The sequence below is a fragment of the Enterobacter sp. T2 genome (assembly GCF_010692925.1).
GTDB classification, from domain to species: domain Bacteria; phylum Pseudomonadota; class Gammaproteobacteria; order Enterobacterales; family Enterobacteriaceae; genus Enterobacter; species Enterobacter kobei.
In genome coordinates this window covers 3,573,328-3,591,963 of record NZ_CP048736.1, presented here as the reverse complement: position 1 = coordinate 3,591,963, position 18,636 = coordinate 3,573,328, and the positions used below count along the sequence as shown (strand labels likewise).

The 18,636-nt window shown below is 57.2% G+C and carries 19 protein-coding genes and 1 pseudogene; 14 read left to right on the top strand and 6 right to left on the bottom strand.

Annotated features, from left to right (window positions below):
* The first annotated feature begins 62 nt into the window (after nt 1–62).
* Entirely contained in the window at nt 63–1,202 is a 1,140-nt protein-coding gene (locus G0034_RS17225) for a 3-phenylpropionate MFS transporter (protein WP_023338677.1), read from the top strand.
* Here G0034_RS17225 and csiE read toward each other — a convergent pair whose 3' ends face one another.
* Nucleotides 1,203–2,480, bottom strand: coding sequence for a stationary phase inducible protein CsiE (gene csiE, locus G0034_RS17220; protein WP_023337632.1), 1,278 nt, complete (start codon nt 2,478–2,480; stop codon nt 1,203–1,205).
* 125 nt (nt 2,481–2,605) lie between these two features.
* Between csiE and G0034_RS17215 the strand changes: the two genes are divergently transcribed.
* Nucleotides 2,606–3,244 carry a DUF1007 family protein gene (locus tag G0034_RS17215; RefSeq protein WP_014884828.1) on the top strand — a complete coding sequence of 213 codons (639 nt, stop codon included), beginning with the start codon at nt 2,606–2,608 and terminating at the stop codon, nt 3,242–3,244.
* On the top strand, nt 3,235–4,215 hold the full coding sequence (locus G0034_RS17210) for a nickel/cobalt transporter (protein WP_045135180.1): 981 nt from the start codon (nt 3,235–3,237) through the stop codon (nt 4,213–4,215). Before G0034_RS17215 ends, G0034_RS17210 begins: the two co-directional genes overlap by 10 nt.
* Before the next feature lie 40 nt (nt 4,216–4,255).
* On the opposite strand, the gene suhB is transcribed toward G0034_RS17210, so the two are convergent.
* Nucleotides 4,256–5,059 carry an inositol-1-monophosphatase gene (suhB, locus tag G0034_RS17205; RefSeq protein WP_003860668.1) on the bottom strand — a complete coding sequence of 268 codons (804 nt, stop codon included), beginning with the start codon at nt 5,057–5,059 and terminating at the stop codon, nt 4,256–4,258.
* A gap of 131 nt (nt 5,060–5,190) precedes the next feature.
* On the opposite strand from suhB, the gene trmJ reads away from it, so the two are divergent.
* From trmJ to sseB, 11 genes are all read left to right on the top strand, one after another.
* Nucleotides 5,191–5,916 carry a tRNA (cytosine(32)/uridine(32)-2'-O)-methyltransferase TrmJ gene (trmJ, locus tag G0034_RS17200; protein ID WP_179121137.1) on the top strand — a complete coding sequence of 242 codons (726 nt, stop codon included), beginning with the start codon at nt 5,191–5,193 and terminating at the stop codon, nt 5,914–5,916.
* A 195-nt stretch (nt 5,917–6,111) separates the two neighbouring features.
* Nucleotides 6,112–6,603 (top strand): Fe-S cluster assembly transcriptional regulator IscR, encoded by a 492-nt coding sequence (iscR, locus tag G0034_RS17195; RefSeq protein WP_008502158.1) that lies wholly within the window; start codon nt 6,112–6,114, stop codon nt 6,601–6,603.
* Between the two features lie 116 nt (nt 6,604–6,719).
* Nucleotides 6,720–7,934, top strand: coding sequence for a cysteine desulfurase (gene iscS, locus G0034_RS17190; protein WP_179121136.1), 1,215 nt, complete (start codon nt 6,720–6,722; stop codon nt 7,932–7,934).
* 24 nt (nt 7,935–7,958) lie between these two features.
* Nucleotides 7,959–8,345, top strand: a complete 387-nt coding sequence (iscU, locus tag G0034_RS17185) for a Fe-S cluster assembly scaffold IscU (protein ID WP_003860661.1) — start codon at nt 7,959–7,961, stop codon at nt 8,343–8,345.
* Nucleotides 8,346–8,358: 13 nt separating this feature from the next.
* Entirely contained in the window at nt 8,359–8,682 is a 324-nt protein-coding gene (gene iscA / locus G0034_RS17180; RefSeq protein ID WP_003860659.1) for an iron-sulfur cluster assembly protein IscA, read from the top strand.
* Nucleotides 8,683–8,758: 76 nt separating this feature from the next.
* Nucleotides 8,759–9,274, top strand: a complete 516-nt coding sequence (hscB, locus tag G0034_RS17175) for a co-chaperone HscB (protein WP_014884826.1) — start codon at nt 8,759–8,761, stop codon at nt 9,272–9,274.
* A 14-nt stretch (nt 9,275–9,288) separates the two neighbouring features.
* Complete coding sequence (gene hscA, locus G0034_RS17170) at nt 9,289–11,139, top strand: Fe-S protein assembly chaperone HscA (protein WP_014884825.1); 1,851 nt, start codon at nt 9,289–9,291, stop codon at nt 11,137–11,139.
* A gap of 1 nt (nt 11,140) precedes the next feature.
* On the top strand, nt 11,141–11,476 hold the full coding sequence (gene fdx, locus G0034_RS17165) for an ISC system 2Fe-2S type ferredoxin (RefSeq protein WP_003860652.1): 336 nt from the start codon (nt 11,141–11,143) through the stop codon (nt 11,474–11,476).
* A gap of 1 nt (nt 11,477) precedes the next feature.
* Nucleotides 11,478–11,678 carry a Fe-S cluster assembly protein IscX gene (gene iscX / locus G0034_RS17160; protein WP_014171178.1) on the top strand — a complete coding sequence of 67 codons (201 nt, stop codon included), beginning with the start codon at nt 11,478–11,480 and terminating at the stop codon, nt 11,676–11,678.
* A 53-nt stretch (nt 11,679–11,731) separates the two neighbouring features.
* Nucleotides 11,732–13,018 carry an aminopeptidase PepB gene (gene pepB, locus G0034_RS17155; protein WP_179121135.1) on the top strand — a complete coding sequence of 429 codons (1,287 nt, stop codon included), beginning with the start codon at nt 11,732–11,734 and terminating at the stop codon, nt 13,016–13,018.
* 96 nt (nt 13,019–13,114) lie between these two features.
* Nucleotides 13,115–13,891, top strand: a complete 777-nt coding sequence (gene sseB, locus G0034_RS17150) for an enhanced serine sensitivity protein SseB (RefSeq protein ID WP_014884823.1) — start codon at nt 13,115–13,117, stop codon at nt 13,889–13,891.
* A gap of 16 nt (nt 13,892–13,907) precedes the next feature.
* On the opposite strand, the gene G0034_RS17145 is transcribed toward sseB, so the two are convergent.
* From G0034_RS17145 to G0034_RS17130, 4 genes and pseudogenes are all read right to left on the bottom strand, one after another.
* Nucleotides 13,908–14,678, bottom strand: coding sequence for a MurR/RpiR family transcriptional regulator (locus G0034_RS17145; RefSeq protein ID WP_045268350.1), 771 nt, complete (start codon nt 14,676–14,678; stop codon nt 13,908–13,910).
* Nucleotides 14,678–15,526 (bottom strand): 3-mercaptopyruvate sulfurtransferase, encoded by an 849-nt coding sequence (gene sseA, locus G0034_RS17140; RefSeq protein WP_179121134.1) that lies wholly within the window; start codon nt 15,524–15,526, stop codon nt 14,678–14,680. Before sseA ends, G0034_RS17145 begins: the two co-directional genes overlap by 1 nt.
* A 90-nt stretch (nt 15,527–15,616) precedes the next feature.
* Nucleotides 15,617–16,984, bottom strand: a complete 1,368-nt coding sequence (locus G0034_RS17135; protein WP_023331083.1) for a 6-phospho-alpha-glucosidase — start codon at nt 16,982–16,984, stop codon at nt 15,617–15,619.
* A gap of 12 nt (nt 16,985–16,996) precedes the next feature.
* Nucleotides 16,997–18,540 (bottom strand): annotated as a pseudogene (locus tag G0034_RS17130) (PTS transporter subunit EIIC).
* Between the last annotated feature and the right edge of the window lie 96 nt (nt 18,541–18,636).

Genomic DNA, 18,636 nt, shown 5'->3' with positions numbered 1-18,636 from the left:
CTATCTACTTGCTTAATTTTTCTATTCTCGCCAGACTATGGCCTCCATTTCGGGAGGGATTCATGGTCTTGCATTCCACGCGCTGGCTGGCGCTCAGCTATTTCACCTATTTCTTTAGCTACGGTATTTTTCTGCCATTCTGGAGCGTCTGGCTCAAGGGAATCGGCCTGACTCCAGAGACCATCGGCGTTCTGCTGGGGGCCGGACTGGTGGCGCGTTTTCTTGGCAGCCTGCTGATTGCCCCGCGCGTCAGCGATCCCTCTCTGCTGATCAAGGCTGTACGCATTCTCGCGCTGCTCACCCTGGTCTTTGTCGCCTGCTTCTGGGTAAGCCATCAGTTTGCCTGGCTGATGGTGGTGATGGTCGGCTTTAACCTGTTCTTCTCTCCGCTAGTTCCTCTGACGGATGCGCTGGCGAACACCTGGCAAAAGCAGATCACCATGGACTATGGCCGCGTGCGCCTGTGGGGCTCTATTGCTTTTGTTATCGGTTCCGCGCTGGTGGGGAAACTGGTCAGCCTTTACGACTACCGTGCGATTCTGGCTCTGCTGAGCATCGGGATAGCGTCGATGCTGCTGGGAATGCTGTTACGTCCATCCGTGATGCCGCAGGGAGAAAGTCGCCATCAGGAGAGCGCGGGCTGGCCAGCCTGGCGGAGCCTGGTCGCACAGAGCTGGCGCTTTCTGGCGTGTGTCTGTCTGCTTCAGGGGGCGCATGCGGCGTACTATGGCTTCAGCGCTATCTACTGGCAGGGGGCGGGCTACTCTGCCTCTGCGGTTGGTTATCTCTGGTCGCTGGGCGTGGTGGCCGAAGTCATTATTTTCGCCCTGAGCAAAAAGCTGTTCCGCCGTTTTGGCGCGCGCGATCTGCTGCTGCTTTCGGCGATTTGCGGCGTGGCACGCTGGGGTATTATGGGCTGGACGACGGATCTGCCATGGCTGATCGTGGCGCAAATTCTGCACTGCGGCACCTTCACCGTATGTCACCTGGCGGCGATGCGCTATATCGCTGCGCGTGAGGGCGGGGATGTGATTCGTCTGCAGTCGGTCTATTCCGCGGTAGCAATGGGCGGCAGTATTGCGGTGATGACGGTCTTTGCCGGTTTCCTGTATCAACACCTCGGGCACGGCGTCTTCTGGGTAATGGCGCTGGTGGCGCTACCGGCGATGTTTGTTCGACCAAAAGTGGCCGCACGCGCGTAACTACGACTCCAGCATAGCGCGAATATGCTCTTGCTGCTGCGCATTCAGTGATTCAACCGCGTGGATCAACGGCGGCGAGAACAGCGGCAGGGCAACAGGATAGGGGGTGACCACCAGCGCGGCTTCGCGCGGCGCGCCCTCTTTCTGAAAAGCCTGCAACGTCAGATAGCGAATATTGAGCGGCAGCAGCGTCAACTCGCGCAGCTGCTGTTCAATCAGCTCCTCACAGGATTTATCTTCCCCGGTCAACAGCACCACCTGCTTTTCATGGAGATCGGACTCCTGCATCAGCCAGGCGCCGAAAATCACCGCGACCAGGCTCATCTCTTCATCGGAAAAACGCAGGCCAAACTCCGCTTCCAGCTCAAACAACGCCTCTTTCGTGGTGCGTAACAGCCGGGGATAGAGACGATGGATCTCCTCTGGCAGGCTGTTGTCGATGCCAATTTCAAACAGGGAACGGTCCAGCGCCTGAGACAGATGGATATACAGCTGATCGGTCAGCCCTTGCTCGTCGCTGAAGTTCATCCCGGTCTGCGAGCGAAAACGGGCCACCATGCGCACGATGGCGCGACGCAAACGCTCATCCTGCTGGTGCTTATCCAGCACCGGATCGGGCGTGCGGAGCATCATAAACAGCAGCGCCAGAAACAACTGCTCATCCACATGCGCGCCCTGAGGAACGCGCCGCTTCCAGTGACGGACGATCTCCTGCGCCGTAAAATACTCTCCCCGCGACTGCGTCCAGCTGCGCTGGGCATGGGAAAATTGTGGCGTATTCCCCAGGTGGTGCTGGATAAGGCAGTACTGTAAGTAGAGCTGTAAGAACTGGATGTCGCGACACTCAAACTGCCGCTGCAGCTTGCGCGAGCAGAAGTTGATTAACGCCCGCAGGTTAGCATCGTCGTAAAGTGGCCGCGCGATGCCGTGTTGTTTAAGCGCGGTTTTTAACGCTGGCGTAAACTGGTGCGAGACAAACTGCGGGCAAAGGCGGAGCGCCCTGCGCAGCCAGTGCAGCAGGCATAAACGCTGGTTCAGGGCAGTGCCTTCAATCCGGTAGCTGCCGTCGTGGTGCGTGACGATATCCAGCCGGTGATAGCGCTGGATTTCATCGCGCGTCTCGGCTATATCTTGCCGTGCCAGGACGTCGTCCACGCCGTTGGCTGCGATTATGCTCTGTGCGGTGACGGCAGCATCGGGCAGGTAAAGCATTAAAAGCACCTGGCAACGGCGCTGCGAACTGGAAAGCACAGATGGAATTTCAAGCGTCGTCATCATCTGTCGGGTATCCAGTGTGAATGTTTGATAAGAATAGCTAAAGGATGGGGGCTGAAAAGCGCACCGGCAGGCCTTTCACTCAGGATTGCTGGAGAACATCACAGAATTTTTGACGTGAGGAATTGATGCAGACAGTTAAACACAGTGCGATGGCGTTATTTTTGGCGGTTATCTCCTTCACCACCTGCGCACATCCTCACAGTTTTATCAGCCTGAAAACCGAACTGGTCACCGACGGCACGCAGTTAAGTGGCCTGAAGATGCGCTGGACGATGGATGAAATCACCTCGGCTGACCTGCTTTATGATGCGGGAAATGCGAAGCCCGGCGATGAAATCTGGAAAAAGCTGGCGGCGGAAGTGATGGCTAACGTGCTGGGTCAGCACTACTTCACCGAGTTCTGGCATAACGGCCAGAAGGTGAAGTTTCTTAACCGACCCACGGAGTATGGTATGTCACGCGACGGGCATCAGGCGGTGCTGACGTTCGTCCTTCCGCTGGCGCACCCGCAGCCGCTGGCAGGGCAAAAATATACTTTTTCCACTTTTGACCCCACCTACTACGTCGACATGCACTACGCCGACGAGAGCGATGTACAGCTGCCGGCCTCGTTGCAGAAAACCTGCAAAATGGCGGTTCACACACCGAAGCCCAGCGAAGAGACGCTGAACTTTGCCGTCTCTCTTGATAAAGAAGATGCGCCACCGGAGGACATGGAGTTGGGTAAACAGTTCGCGCAGGAGGTGACGTTACAATGTCAGTGATCGCTTCTCCGTCCCGCAAATCTCGCCGCTGGCTTCATCTTTGGCCGCTGGCGCTTTTTATACTGTTAGCTATTGGCGGTTCGCTCTGGCTGTGGCAGGCCTGGCCGCAGGTGATGATGAAAAGCATCATCTGGCAACGCGAGGTGAACCAGCAGATGAGTGGTTTACTGAAAGCGGTGGCGGAGAACCCAACGAAAGCGGGCGGTTCCCTGCTGGCGTTCAGCTTTATCTACGGGGTGCTGCATGCGCTGGGGCCTGGGCATGGCAAAATCGTTATCACCACCTGGCTTGCGACCCATCCGTCGAAGCTGAAATCGAGCATGGGTCTTACGCTGGCCTCCTCGCTGCTTCAGGGGGGCGTGGCGATTGGGCTGGTTGTCGTGGTGCTTTCACTTCTTCAGCTTCCAGCCCGGCAGCTGCACATGAGTAGCTTCTGGCTGGAAAAGGGGAGCTATGCGCTGGTGGGCGTGCTGGGGCTGATCCTCTGCTGGCGAGCACTGAAAAAACTGCGCGCGCTGTTGCAAAAACCGCAATTCAGGACTTTTACGCCGCATCACGTTCACGATGAAAACTGTGGCTGCGGACATCAGCATCTGCCGACGCAGGAACAGCTACAGAACGGTGATGACTGGCGTGCGCGGCTGATGATTGTGCTCTCGATGGGGATGCGCCCGTGCTCGGGGGCAATCATGGTGTTGTTGTTCAGCAAGGTGATTGGCGTGTTTGGCTGGGGAATGCTTTCTGCGCTGGCGATGGCGGCTGGAACGTCACTGACGATTTCTTCGCTGGCGTTGCTGGTGCACAGCTTCCGTCAGCTGGCGGTTAAACTCAGCGGCAATAAAACGCCGGTGCTGTGGCGACAGGTCGGATGGACAACGCTCGCGCTGGCGGGCGGGGTGATTCTGCTGGTGGCGGCGGTGACGATGTGGAACAGTGTGGTACCGGTGGGAAGGGGATTGCGGCCGTTTTAGTTGGGATTCCCTCTCCCACAGGGAGAGGGAATGACCGGGATTAACGCTTCAGCGCGTCGCTCAGTTCATCACGCATGTTTGCCAGCATGGCTTTAACGACGCGTGGGTTACCGGCAACGATGTTGCCGGTAGACATATAGTTATGGCCGCCGGTGAAATCACACACGATGGCACCTGCTTCACGTGCGATCAGCTCGCCCGCGGCAAAATCCCATGGCTTCAGAGACAGCTCGAAGTATCCGTCAACGCGGCCGGTCGCCACGTAAGCCAGATCCAGCGCAGCAGAACCGGTGCGACGGAAGTCCGCGCATTCGGTGAACAGTTTGCCCAGGATATTCATGTAGGTGGTTGCGTGCTGTTTCGCCTTGAACGGGAAACCGGTCGCCAGGATGGTGCCGTCCAGATCGCGAGCGTTGCTGCAGCGCAGACGGTAGCCATTCAGCTGTGCGCCCTGACCGCGGGTAGCGGTGAACAGTTCGTTACGCATTGGATCGTAGACAACAGCGACTTCAGTACGGCCTTTGATGCGTACGGCGATAGACACAGAGAAGTGTGGCAGGCGTTTGACGAAGTTGGTGGTGCCATCCAGTGGATCGATAACCCATTGAACATCCTGATCGGTACCTTCATGTTCACCGCTTTCTTCGGTGATGATGGTGTGCTGCGGGTAAGATTTGCGGATCGTTTCGATAATAATCGCTTCTGCGGCTTTATCGACATTCGTCACGAAATCATTGCTGCCTTTCTGGCTGGTTTCTACGGAGTCTGGCGTTTCGTAGTGTTTGGCAATTACATTACCCGCCTTGCGCGCTGCGCGCACGGCGATGGTCAGCATCGGATGCATCGGTCTCTCTCACTGGATGTTAAAGAACAGGAAAATCGGCGCAGAGTATAGCAGCGGGATCGGATTATGTCTCTCGTTTATGATAATATGCCCGAATATTCTTCAGACGCTGAATTCAGACACTAAAAATTATGCTGCAAAACATTCGAATCGTGCTGGTCGAAACATCGCACACCGGCAACATGGGCTCCGTTGCCCGCGCTATGAAAACCATGGGCTTAACGAACCTGTGGCTGGTTAACCCGCTGGTGAAGCCAGACTCGCAGGCCATCGCCCTGGCCGCCGGAGCCAGCGACGTGATTGGCAACGCGCAGATCGTCGATACCCTCGACGAAGCGCTGGCAGGTTGCAGCCTGGTGGTCGGCACCAGCGCTCGCTCCCGCACATTGCCGTGGCCGATGCTGGACCCGCGCGAATGCGGTCTGAAGAGTGTCTCTGAGGCAGAACAGGCGCCAGTTGCGCTGGTGTTTGGCCGTGAGCGTGTTGGCCTGACCAACGATGAACTGCAGAAATGCCACTACCATGTGGCGATTGCCGCCAACCCGGAATACAGCTCGCTGAACCTGGCGATGGCAGTGCAGGTGATCGCCTACGAAGTGCGTATGGCGTGGCTGGCGACGCAGGAGAAAGAGGTAGAGCAGAAAGAAGAGACGGCCTACCCGCTGGTGGATGACCTTGAGCGTTTCTATGGTCACCTGGAGCAGACGCTGCTTTCGACCGGCTTTATTCGTGAAGGCCATCCAGGCCAGGTGATGAACAAGCTGCGTCGTCTGTTCACCCGCGCGCGCCCGGAAAGCCAGGAGCTAAACATCCTGCGCGGCATTCTGGCGTCGATTGAGCAGAAGAATAAAGAGTAGTGTCGTCTGTTCGCCGGGTAAGCGAAGCGCCGCCGGGCAAAAGGATACGGCACAGAAGGTTAAATACCTGACTAAAACAGTCAAGTAAATAGTTGACCATTTTAGTCAGGAATGTCAGACTTGGCCCTGCTATGCAATACCCCCATTTTACAATAAAAAACCCCGGGCAGGGGCGAGTTTGAGGTTAAGTAAGACATGAGACTGACATCTAAAGGGCGTTATGCCGTGACCGCGATGCTGGACGTTGCGCTCAACTCCGAAGCGGGCCCGGTTCCGTTGGCTGATATTTCTGAACGACAAGGGATCTCCCTCTCCTATCTGGAACAGCTGTTCTCCAGACTGCGTAAAAATGGACTGGTTTCCAGCGTTCGTGGCCCGGGCGGCGGTTATCTGCTGGGTAAAGACGCGGGCAGTATTGCAGTGGGTGAAGTGATTAGCGCAGTTGACGAATCCGTCGACGCGACCCGTTGCCAGGGTAAAGGCGGCTGCCAGGGCGGCGATAAGTGCCTGACCCACGCGCTGTGGCGCGATCTGAGCGACCGTCTGACCGGCTTCCTGAACAACATCACCCTCGGTGAGCTGGTGAATAACCAGGAAGTTCTGGATGTATCAGGCCGTCAGCACAGCCATGATTCCCAACGCAGCACCCGCGCGCAGGACGCCATCGACGTCAAACTGCGCGCGTAATAAAACGATAAGTATTTCAGAATCAGGCCGGGGCACCGCGCCCCGCGTACTCGGTCGTACATCCAGCCGGTTGCCTGATTCCTTGCATTGAAGCGATGTACGGAGTTTATAGAGCAATGAAATTACCGATTTATCTCGATTACTCCGCAACCACGCCGGTGGACCCGCGTGTTGCCGAGAAAATGATGCAGTGTCTGACCCTGGACGGAAACTTTGGTAACCCAGCTTCCCGTTCACACCGTTTTGGCTGGCATGCTGAAGAGGCGGTTGATATCGCCCGTAATCAGATTGCTGACCTGGTGGGTGCCGACCCGCGTGAGATTGTTTTCACCTCCGGTGCGACCGAATCCGACAACCTGGCGATCAAAGGTGCAGCCAACTTTTATCAGAAAAAAGGCAAGCACATTATCACCAGCAAAACCGAACACAAAGCCGTGCTGGACACCTGCCGTCAGCTGGAGCGTGAAGGGTACGAAGTGACTTACCTGGCGCCGCAGAGCAACGGTATCATCGACCTGAAAGAGCTCGAAGCAGCGATGCGTGATGACACCATTCTGGTCTCCATCATGCACGTCAACAACGAAATCGGCGTCGTTCAGGACATCGCCACCATCGGCGAAATGTGCCGTGCGCGCGGTATTATCTACCACGTAGATGCGACCCAGAGCGTGGGTAAACTGCCTATCGACCTGAGCCAGCTGAAAGTGGACCTGATGTCCTTCTCCGGCCACAAAATCTATGGCCCGAAAGGGATCGGCGCGCTGTACGTTCGTCGTAAGCCACGTATCCGCATCGAAGCACAGATGCACGGTGGCGGTCACGAGCGCGGCATGCGTTCCGGTACGCTGCCTGTACACCAGATCGTGGGCATGGGCGAAGCATACCGCATTGCGAAAGAAGAGATGGAAACCGAGATGGCACGCCTGCGCACGCTGCGTAACCGTCTGTGGGACGGCGTGAAGGGTATGGAAGAAGTGTATCTGAACGGCGATCTCGAGCAGGGCGCGCCAAACATCCTCAACGTCAGCTTCAACTATGTTGAAGGCGAGTCGCTGATCATGGCCCTCAAAGACCTGGCCGTTTCTTCCGGTTCTGCCTGTACGTCTGCAAGCCTGGAGCCATCCTACGTGCTGCGCGCGCTGGGTATGACTGACGAGCTGGCACACAGCTCTATCCGTTTCTCTTTAGGTCGTTTCACTACCGAAGAAGAGATTGACTACACCATCAAGCTGGTTCGTAACTCCATCGGCCGTCTGCGTGACCTTTCTCCACTGTGGGAAATGTTTAAGCAGGGCGTGGATCTGAACAGCATTGAATGGTCACATCACTAATCGGTACATAAGGAGAATTCAATCATGGCATACAGCGAAAAAGTCATCGATCATTACGAAAACCCGCGCAACGTTGGCTCTTTTGACAACAGCGACGAATCTGTTGGTAGCGGCATGGTGGGTGCACCGGCGTGTGGCGACGTGATGAAGTTGCAGATTAAAGTCAACAATGAAGGTATCATTGAAGACGCGCGCTTCAAGACCTACGGCTGCGGTTCTGCCATTGCGTCCAGCTCCCTGGTCACTGAATGGGTGAAGGGCAAGTCTCTGGACGAAGCACAGGCAATCAAGAACACGGATATTGCTGAAGAACTCGAACTGCCACCGGTGAAAATTCACTGTTCTATTCTGGCAGAAGACGCGATCAAAGCCGCCATTGCGGATTACAAAAGCAAACGTGAAGCAAAATAATTGAGGTTTGAGTATGTCGATTACCCTTAGCGACAGCGCTGCCGCGCGAGTAAGCTCTTTTCTGGCGAACCGTGGTAAAGGCTTTGGCCTGCGACTGGGCGTACGTACCTCCGGCTGTTCTGGTATGGCTTACGTACTGGAGTTTGTTGACGAGCCGGCGTCTGATGACACCGTGTTTGAAGACAAGGGCGTGAAGGTGGTGGTCGATGGCAAAAGCCTGCAATTCCTCAACGGCACTCAGCTGGACTTCGTCAAAGAAGGCCTGAACGAAGGGTTCAAATTCACGAACCCGAACGTCAAAGACGAGTGTGGTTGCGGCGAAAGCTTCCACGTTTAACCGCGCGTCATCCGAAACCCCACCGTGGCTTTGCTGCGCGTGGGGTTTGTTCTAACAGGCTACCCCTGAGATTGTTATGGATTACTTCACTCTCTTCGGACTACCCGCTCAATACCCGATCGATCTTCAGGCGCTGACGGTCCGTTTTCAGGATTTGCAGCGTCAGTACCATCCGGATAAATTCGCCAGCGGGACGCAGGCCGAGCAGTTGGCTGCAGTTTCGCACTCTGCCACCATTAACCAGGCCTGGCAGACGCTGCGTCATCCGCTGGCGCGTGCTGAATATCTGCTCTCGCTCCACGGTTTTGATCTGGCGAGCGAACAGCATACCGTTCGCGATACGGCGTTTCTGATGGAACAGCTGGAGCTGCGCGAAGAGCTGGATGAGATTGAACAGGCTAAAGACGAAGCGCGCCTGGAAAGCTTTATCACGCGCGTGAAGGGTATGTTTGATAGCCGCCATCAGCAGATGGTGGAGCAACTGAACAACGAGACCTGGGACGTGGCGGCAGACACTGTGCGCAAACTCCGTTTTCTCGATAAACTGCGAAGCAGTGCTGAACAACTCGAAGAAAAGCTGCTCGATTTTTAATTTCGGAAGCAATTATGGCCTTATTACAAATTAGTGAGCCTGGCTTAAGTGCCGCACCGCACCAGCGTCGTCTGGCGGTGGGTATTGACCTGGGCACCACCAATTCTCTCGTGGCGACCGTGCGTAGCGGCCAGGCGGAAACGCTGGCTGACGAGCAGGGCCGCCATCTGCTGCCTTCCGTGGTCCATTACCAGCAGCAGGGTCACGCGGTAGGCTACGACGCGCGCGCCAACGCCGCGCGCGATCCGGCCAACACCATCAGCTCGGTTAAGCGCATGATGGGCCGTTCGCTGGCCGATATTCAGACCCGTTACCCGCATCTGCCGTATCAGCTTCAGGCCAGTGAAAACGGCCTGCCGATGATCGCGACCGAGGCCGGTCTGCTTAACCCGATCCGTGTTTCTTCGGACATCCTGAAGGCGCTGGCAGCGCGCGCTACGGCGACGCTCGGCGGCGATCTCGACGGCGTGGTGATTACCGTTCCGGCCTATTTTGACGATGCACAGCGTCAGGGCACCAAGGACGCCGCCCGTCTGGCGGGCCTGCACGTATTACGCCTGCTGAACGAACCGACGGCGGCGGCCATTGCCTATGGCCTCGACTCCGGTCAGGAAGGGGTGATTGCCGTTTACGACCTCGGCGGCGGTACCTTTGATATCTCCATCCTGCGCTTAAGCCGTGGCGTATTTGAAGTGCTGGCGACCGGCGGGGATTCCGCGCTGGGCGGCGATGACTTCGACCATCTGCTGGCGGATTACATTCGTGAGCAGGCGGGGATTGCCGATCGCAGCGATGCGCGCGTCCAGCGTGAACTGCTGGATGCCGCCATCGACGCCAAAATTGCCCTCAGCGATGCGCAGACGGTTACCGTGAACGTGGCGGGCTGGCAGGGTGAAATCTCCCGTGACCAGTTTAACGATCTGATCGCACCTTTGGTGAAACGCACGCTGCTGGCCTGCCGTCGCGCATTGAAAGATGCGGGCGTTGAGGCTGACGAGGTGCTGGAAGTGGTCATGGTCGGCGGTTCTACCCGTGTGCCGCTGGTGCGCGAACGTGTAGGTGAGTTCTTTGGCCGCACGCCGCTGACCGCCATCGATCCGGACAAAGTGGTTGCCGTGGGCGCGGCCATTCAGGCCGATATTTTGGTCGGCAACAAGCCGGACAGTGAAATGCTGCTGCTGGACGTTATCCCGCTGTCCCTTGGTTTAGAAACCATGGGTGGCCTGGTGGAGAAAGTCATCCCGCGTAACACCACCATTCCGGTGGCGCGCGCGCAGGAGTTCACCACCTTTAAAGACGGCCAGACTGCGATGTCCATCCACGTCATGCAGGGCGAACGCGAACTGGTGCAGGACTGCCGCTCTCTGGCGCGCTTTGCACTGCGCGGTATCCCGGCATTACCAGCGGGCGGGGCGCATATTCGCGTTACCTTCCAGGTTGATGCGGACGGCCTGCTGAGCGTCACGGCGATGGAAAAATCCACCGGCGTGGAATCATCCATCCAGGTGAAGCCGTCCTACGGCCTGACCGATGGCGAGATCGCCTCCATGATTCAGGACTCAATGAGCTACGCCGAGCAGGATGTGAAGGCGCGTATGCTGGCGGAACAGAAAGTGGAAGCCGCACGCGTGCTGGAAAGCCTGACCGGTGCACTCAATGCCGATGCCGCGCTGTTAAGCGCCGCTGAGCGTCAGGTGATTGACGAGGCTGCCGCGCACTTAAGCGTTGTCGCCATGGGCAATGATGCTGACGCAATAGAAGAAGCCATTAAAAACGTTGATAAACAAACCCAGGACTTCGCCGCTCGCCGCATGGACAAATCCGTCCGCGTCGCGCTGAAAGGCCAGTCCGTGGACGAGGTTTAATATGCCAAAGATTGTTATTTTGCCTCATGCGGACCTTTGTCCGGATGGCGCTGTTCTGGAAGCGAAGACTGGCGAAACCATTCTCGATGTTGCCCTGCGCGCAGGTATCGAAGTGGAACACGCCTGTGAAAAATCCTGTGCCTGCACCACCTGTCACTGCATCGTGCGTGAAGGTTTTGACTCGCTCGCCGAAAGCACCGAAGACGAAGACGACATGCTGGATAAAGCATGGGGTCTGGAGCCAGACAGCCGCTTAAGCTGCCAGGCCGCGGTGACCGACGAAGATCTGGTCGTGGAATTCCCACGCTACACCATCAACCACGCACGCGAGCATTAATATGGGACTGAAGTGGACAGACAGCCGTGAGATCGGCGAAGCGCTCTACGACGCGAACCCGGATCTCGATCCGAAAACCGTACGATTCACCGACATGCACCAGTGGATCTGCGATTTAGACGATTTCGACGACGATCCAAACGCATCCAATGAAAAAATTCTGGAGGCGATTCTGTTAGTCTGGTTAGATGAAGCAGAGTAAATCACTTAACGGGCTGCCTTCAGGCGGCCCGTTTGCTAATAAGGATAAATAAAATGACCGAAGCGATGAAGATTACGCTCTCTACGCAGCCTGCCGACGCGCGCTGGGGCGAGAAAGCCAGCTACAGCATCAATAACGACGGTATTACCCTGCACCTGACGGGCAACGATGATTTGGGCCTGATCCAGCGCGCCGCGCGCAAAATCGACGGTCTGGGGATCAAACATGTCTCGCTGGAAGGCGAAGGCTGGGACACCGACCGCAGCTGGGCATTCTGGGCGGGGTACAAAGGTCCGAAAGGCACCCGCAAAATTGAGTGGGCAAACCTCGACGAAGCCGGTCAGAAAGAGCTGGAAAGCCGCCTGCAGATCATCGACTGGGTACGCGACACCATCAACGCCCCGGCGGAAGAGTTAGGTCCTGAGCAGCTGGCGCAGCGCGCCGTTGACCTGCTGTGCGGCGTGGCGGGCGACAAAATGTCCTACCGTATTACCAAAGGTGAAGACCTGCGCGAGCAGAACTATATGGGTATCCACACCGTAGGCCGTGGCTCTGAGCGACCTCCGGTCCTGCTGGCGCTGGATTACAACCCAACCGGCGATAAAGAAGCGCCTGTCTTTGCCTGCCTGGTCGGCAAAGGCATTACTTTTGACACCGGCGGCTACAGCCTGAAGCAGAGCGCCTTCATGGACTCCATGAAGTCCGACATGGGCGGCGCGGCAACCATCACTGGTGCGCTGGCGTTCGCGATTACCCGCGGCCTGAACAAGCGCGTGAAGCTTTACCTGTGCTGCGCCGACAACATGGTCAGCGGCAATGCCTTCAAGCTGGGTGACATCATTCGCTATCGCAACGGCAAAAATGTTGAAGTGATGAACACCGATGCCGAAGGCCGCCTGGTGCTGGCTGATGGCCTGATTGACGCCTCTGCGCAGAAACCTGAGCTGATTATCGACATGGCGACCCTGACCGGTGCGGCGAAAACCGCCCTGGGGAACGACTACCATGCGCTGTTCAGCTTCGATGACAAGCTGGCCGCACGCCTGCTGGCAAGCGCCGCGGCGGAAAACGAGTCATTCTGGCGTCTGCCGCTGGCCGAGTTCCACCGCAGCCAGCTGCCGTCCAACTTTGCCGAGCTGAATAACACCGCAAGCGCGGCGTATCCGGCAGGGGCAAGTACCGCAGCAGGCTTCCTGTCTCACTTCGTTGAGAACTATCACGAAGGCTGGCTGCACATCGACTGCTCCGCAACCTACCGTAAAGCAGCGGTAGAACAGTGGTCCGCGGGTGCGACCGGTCTGGGCGTGCGTACCGTGGCGAACCTGCTGACGGCTGAGTAACCTTTTTTGCCGGGTGGCGCTACGCTTACCCGGCCTACAAAACCCGTAGGCCCGTGCAAGCGTAGCGCCGCCGGGCAATTGTGAAGTAGCCAAACTATGTCCGAAACCAAAAACGAATTAGAAACTCTGCTGGAACAGGCGGCCACCGAGCCCGCTCACCGTCCGGCATTTTTCCGCACGTTGCTGGAATCTACCGTCTGGGTGCCAGGCACCGCGGCGGAAGGTGAGCAGGTTGTGGAAGACAGCGCGCTGGATCTGCTGCACTGGGAGAAAGACGACGGCTCTTCAGTGATCCCGTTCTTTACCTCACTGGAAGCGCTGCAGGAAGCCGTGGAAGATGAACAGGCATTCGTGGTGATGCCGGTGCGTACGCTGTTTGAAATGACATTGGGCCAGACCCTGTTCCTCAACGCCAAACTGCCAACCGGGAAAGAGTTCACCCCGCGTGAAATCAGTCACCTGATGGGTGAAGAGGGCAATCCGCTCAGCACTCAGGAAGTGCTGGAAGGGGGGGAAACGCTGCTGCTCTCCGAAGTGGCCGAGCCGCCCGCGCAGATGATTGATTCCCTGACCACGCTCTTCAAAACGCTCAAGCCCGTCAGGCGCGCATTCCTCTGCTCCATTAAAGAGAATGCCGACGAGCAACCAGTGCTGCTGATCGGTATTGAAGCAGATGGCGATATCGACGACATCATTCAGGCGGCGGGAAGCGTGGCGACCGACACGCTGCCGGGCGACGAGCCGATTGATATCTGCCAGGTGACGAAAGGTGAGAAGGGCATCAGCCATTTTATTACCGAGCACATCACGCCGTTTTATGAGCGTCGCTGGGGCGGGTTCCTGCGCGATCTCAAAACCAACCGCATTATCTGATGACGCGGGGTGAACTTCACCCCGTTGCTTCCAGCAGCAGTAAATCCATCAGCAGCACCAGATTCGACTCAAATGACGTCACGCCTGCTGCTTCAGCAGCGAAATGTACCGCTTCGTCATAGAGGGCAAAGTGTACGTCCGCCATCCCCGCCAGCGTATTGGCCGAGGCGCGGGTAAACGCGACGACGGTCATCCCGACGTTTTTGGCAATTCGCGCTTTATCCAGCACCTGCTCCGTTTCGCCGCTGCGTGAAACGGCAATGAACACCTGATAGCGGGCGGCGTTGCTGAGAAAAATGTTCCGGCTGTCCCCCGGCCCGGAGATAAATGCCGTTTTGCCCAATACCTGCAATTTCTTGGTCAGGTACTCGGCAAACAGATAGGAAAACCCGGCACCGTAGAGAAAAAAGCTCTCTTTCTGGCGCAGCAGGTTGGCAAAATGCTGGCGTTTGTCCTGGGTGACCCACTGAAAAGTTTGCTGATAGTTGGCGATGAATTGATTAAAAAGGGCAGGCAGCTCAGGGAGCGATTGCCCCTGCACGGCGATATGCGGCGTGTCAGAAAGCAGCTGCTTGCAGTGCCAGATAAACTCGCTAAAACCGCTGAACCCCAGCTTCTGACACAGCCGCATAATGGTGGCGGTAGAAACAAATGTCGCCTGCGCCAGCTCGCGCACCGTGATATTGCCCACCAGCAGCGGATGCTCCGTGAGGTGGGCGAGGACGCGATACTCCGCGCGGGTCAGTGACGCCCCGCGCGTTAACAGCGTGGCCAGGCGGTTATCCATTATTTTGCCGGTTCAACCGGCAGATCGTCTCGCGCACCCCATTCGCTCCAGGCGCCGTCGTAAAGAGTGACGTCGTTAACCCCGAGGGTGGCAAGTGCCAGAATCACCACGCAGGCCGTTACGCCGGAACCGCAGCTGGCAATGATCGGACGATGTAAATCCACACCCGCACGGTCAAAAATGGCGCGCAGTTCATCGGTGGTTTTCAGCTCCCCTTCAAATACCAGATCGCCCCACGGCACGTTCAGCGCGCCCGGAATATGTCCACGCTTCAGACCCGGACGCGGTTCATCCGCTTCGGCATTAAAGCGAGGAGCAGGACGGGCATCGACAATTTGCGCCGTCTTCTCGTGACTAACGACCAGTACGTCAGTCAGACGTTTGACGACGTGTGCGTCAAACGTGGCATCGAAATCGCCTTCCGGCAGCGTGACATCACCCTGCTGAAGCGGCAGGTCATCACGCTTCCAGCCCGCCAGACCGCCTGCCAGAATTGACACTTTCTCTACGCCAAACTGTTTTAACATCCACCACGCGCGCGGTGCGGAAAAGAGGTTGCCCTCATCGTAAACAACCAGATGCTTGTCGCGGCTCACGCCCAGCTCGCGCATCGCCACGGAAAAGGCTTCCGGGCGCGGCAGCATGTGCGGCAGGGGAGAGTTGTGATCGGAGAGGGCTTCAATATCAAAAAACACCGCATCAGGCAGATGGCCGGCACGGTATTCAGCGAGCATATCACGAAGATGTTCCTGCCCGGTTGGGGCCATCCGCGCGTCAATAATCTGGACTTCCGGGTCGTCGCCGTGCTCAATCAGCCAGTCGGCGGCGACAAAATATGAGGTGGACATGGGATGCCTCCATTCTTTTCCGTAAAAAAGGATTGTCGGTGTTTTTTATGACACCGACAAGCAAACCACGTTCAACTCGCGAGCAAGCCCCTATTTTTTCACCGTTTCGCCATTCTGCCAGGCCTTTTGCAGCGCGGGCCAGTAGTCGCGGTTGGCTTCGATCATCTCATCCAGAATTGCTTTCGCGTGCGCCATGGTCGGCACGGTGCGGTTCAGGGTGAAGGCCTGCAGGGCTTTCTCATAACTGCCTTCGATGGTCGCCTCCACCAGCAGCTGTTCGGATGCCAGCTGCTGTTGCAGCAGGGTCTGATGGAACAGCGGCACCCGACCGATGCGCACAGGCTCTGGTCCTTCGGAGGTGATATAGGCGGGCACTTCCACCATCGCATCGTATGGCAGGTTGGTAATCGCCCCGCGGTTTTCCACCATCACCAGATGGCGGCTGCGCAGGTTAAAGGCCAGCGAGCAGGCCACGTCGACGATAAACTCGCCGTGGACGCCCACGTGGAAAGCATCCGGCAGGATCCCGGTGCGCTTGTACTCTTGCGCAGCAGCAAAGAGTTTTTTCTCACGCCCGTCCATCACTTCGTTAGCGCGGGTATAGTCCGGGTTCTGATGCTCCACAATCTGGTTTGGCATCAGGTAATACTGCAGATACGGGTTCGGCAGGTACTCCGGGAAGTTATCCATGACGGGCTTGATGTTGCGCCAGGTCTTCACCCAGGAGGGATCGGAATGTTGCGGATCGGTTTTAGCGGCGTCTTCCGTCAACAGGCCAAACTTCGCGATATGTTTGCGCAGTTCGGGCAGCTTGTCTTCGCCGTCCACCAGCACGCGGGTAAACCAGCCGAAGTGGTTCAGGCCGAAATAGTCCACCTCCAGCTTGTGGCGATCCACGCCCAGAATGGCACCCATATTGCGCATTGCGGCGACGGGCATATCGCAGATGTTCAGCACCCGCGCGTTCGGGCGCAGGCGGCGCACGCCTTCCGCCACGATCGCTGCCGGGTTGGAGTAGTTCACGATCCAGGCTTTTTCATGTGCGTAGCGATCCACCCGATCGATAAGCTCGACCATCGGCAGGATCGTGCGCAGTCCGTACGCCAGCCCGCCGGGACCGCAAGTCTCCTGGCCGACCACGCCGTGCCGCAGTGGGATCTTCTCATCCTGCTCGCGCATTTTATACTGACCGACCCGCATCTGGGCGAAGACGAAATGTGCGCCGCTGAACGCCACTTCCGGGTCAGTGGTGACGGTGAATTTGATGCTTTCACTGTGGTCGCGAATCACTTTCTCAACCACCGGCGCGATGGTGTTCTGACGCGCCTCGTCGATGTCATAGAGGCGGATTTCGGCCAGCGGGAAGTCATGCAGACGTACCATCAGGCTTTTCACAATACCCGGCGTGTAGGTGCTGCCGCCACCGGCAATCGACAGAATAAAGGGGGGTGTAAACATCTTTAGCTCCTTTCAGAGAAACGTCTCAACGGCTTCTCGCATTTTTTTGACATGCAGCCCGTAGACCACCTGAACGTTGTTACCTTGTTTGATGACCCCTTTCGCGCCGGTCGCTTTCAGGCGCGGCTCGTCGATGATGTCGACGTCCTTCACCGTGACGCGTAAGCGGGTATAGCAGTTATCCACAACCTCAATATTCTCCCTGCCGCCGAGGCCCACTACGATGGACTCACCCAGCCCGTCGTTATTGCCCCTCGCCTGGTACTCCTGCTTGCTGTAGAGACGTGTCTCCTGATCCTCATCCTCACGGCCTGGGGTCTTCATGTTGAAGCGCAGAATAAGGAAGCGGAACACCGTGAAGTAGAGGGAAAACATGATCAGCCCTACCAGGATGTACATTGGCCAGTTAGATTTCTCCGTGCCGAGCGGCAGGTTGTAGAGAATGAAATCAATGATCCCGTTGGCACCGATGGCGTGAACGCCAAATAGCGAGAACAGCATCATGCCGATGCCGGTCAGCACCGCGTGAACCACGAACAGCAGCGGCGCGACGAACAGGAAGGAGAACTCAATCGGCTCGGTGACGCCGACCAGCAGCGAGGTCAGCGCCGCCGGGATCAAAATGGCTTTCGCAACGGCTTTGCGTTCCGGTTTTGCGGTCATATACATCGCCAGCGCGGCGGCGGGCAGGCCGAACATTTTGCTGATGCCGCGCGCGTCCCACACCACGGTGCTGCTGAGCTGCTTCGCCTCCGGGCAGGCCATTTCGGCGAAGTAGATATTGCGCGCGCCCTGATAGGTTGCGCCGCACACCTCCTGCGTCCCCCGAGTTCGGTATAGAGGAACGGGGTATAAACCAGATGATGCAGGCCAGTCGGTACCAGAATGCGCTCAAGGAAACCGTAAATGGCTACGCCGAACGGACCTGAGCCTTTAATGGCCAGCGCCAGCGCGCTAATCCCGTGCTGAGCGTACGGCCAGATTTCGCTCATTACCACGCCGAGCAGCATGGAGACGGGCAGCATCACAATCGCGACAAAGCAGTGGCCGGAGTAAATCGCCATCGCACCGTTAAACTGTACGCCGGAATATTTGTTGTAAAGGTAGCCGGAGAGCGCCCCGGTCAGGATCCCGGCGAAAACACCCATCTCCAGCACCTGAACGCCCAGCACCATGCTTTGACCCGCGGCTTTCATCTGCCCGGCAGGCGCCAGCTCACCCTGAAGCTGTAACGTTACGTTCATGGCGTTGATAAACACCACGAAGGTCACCAGACCAATCAGCGCCGCGTAGCCTTTATCGCGCGTTGCCAGGCCAATCGGGATCCCGACGGCAAACACCAGCGCCAGGTTGACCAGCACCGACACGGCGGATTTGGCGATCAGCTGGCCGATACTCTGAATGAGCGGATGGCCAAGAAACGGCAGGTACTCGGCCAGGTTGCCGTTACCCAATACGTTACCAAAGGCGATAAACAGACCGACGATCGGTAAGATAAGTACGGGGCCGTACAATGATTTTCCAAAATTTTGTAGGGCGTTCACGGCTCGTTTCATGGCTTTCTCTCTTATTGAACCGCGCACTCGGGGTGCGTCATGGTCATAAAACTAGCAGGCTCCTGATGCTTTTATCCAGCTATCTTATTGTTTTAA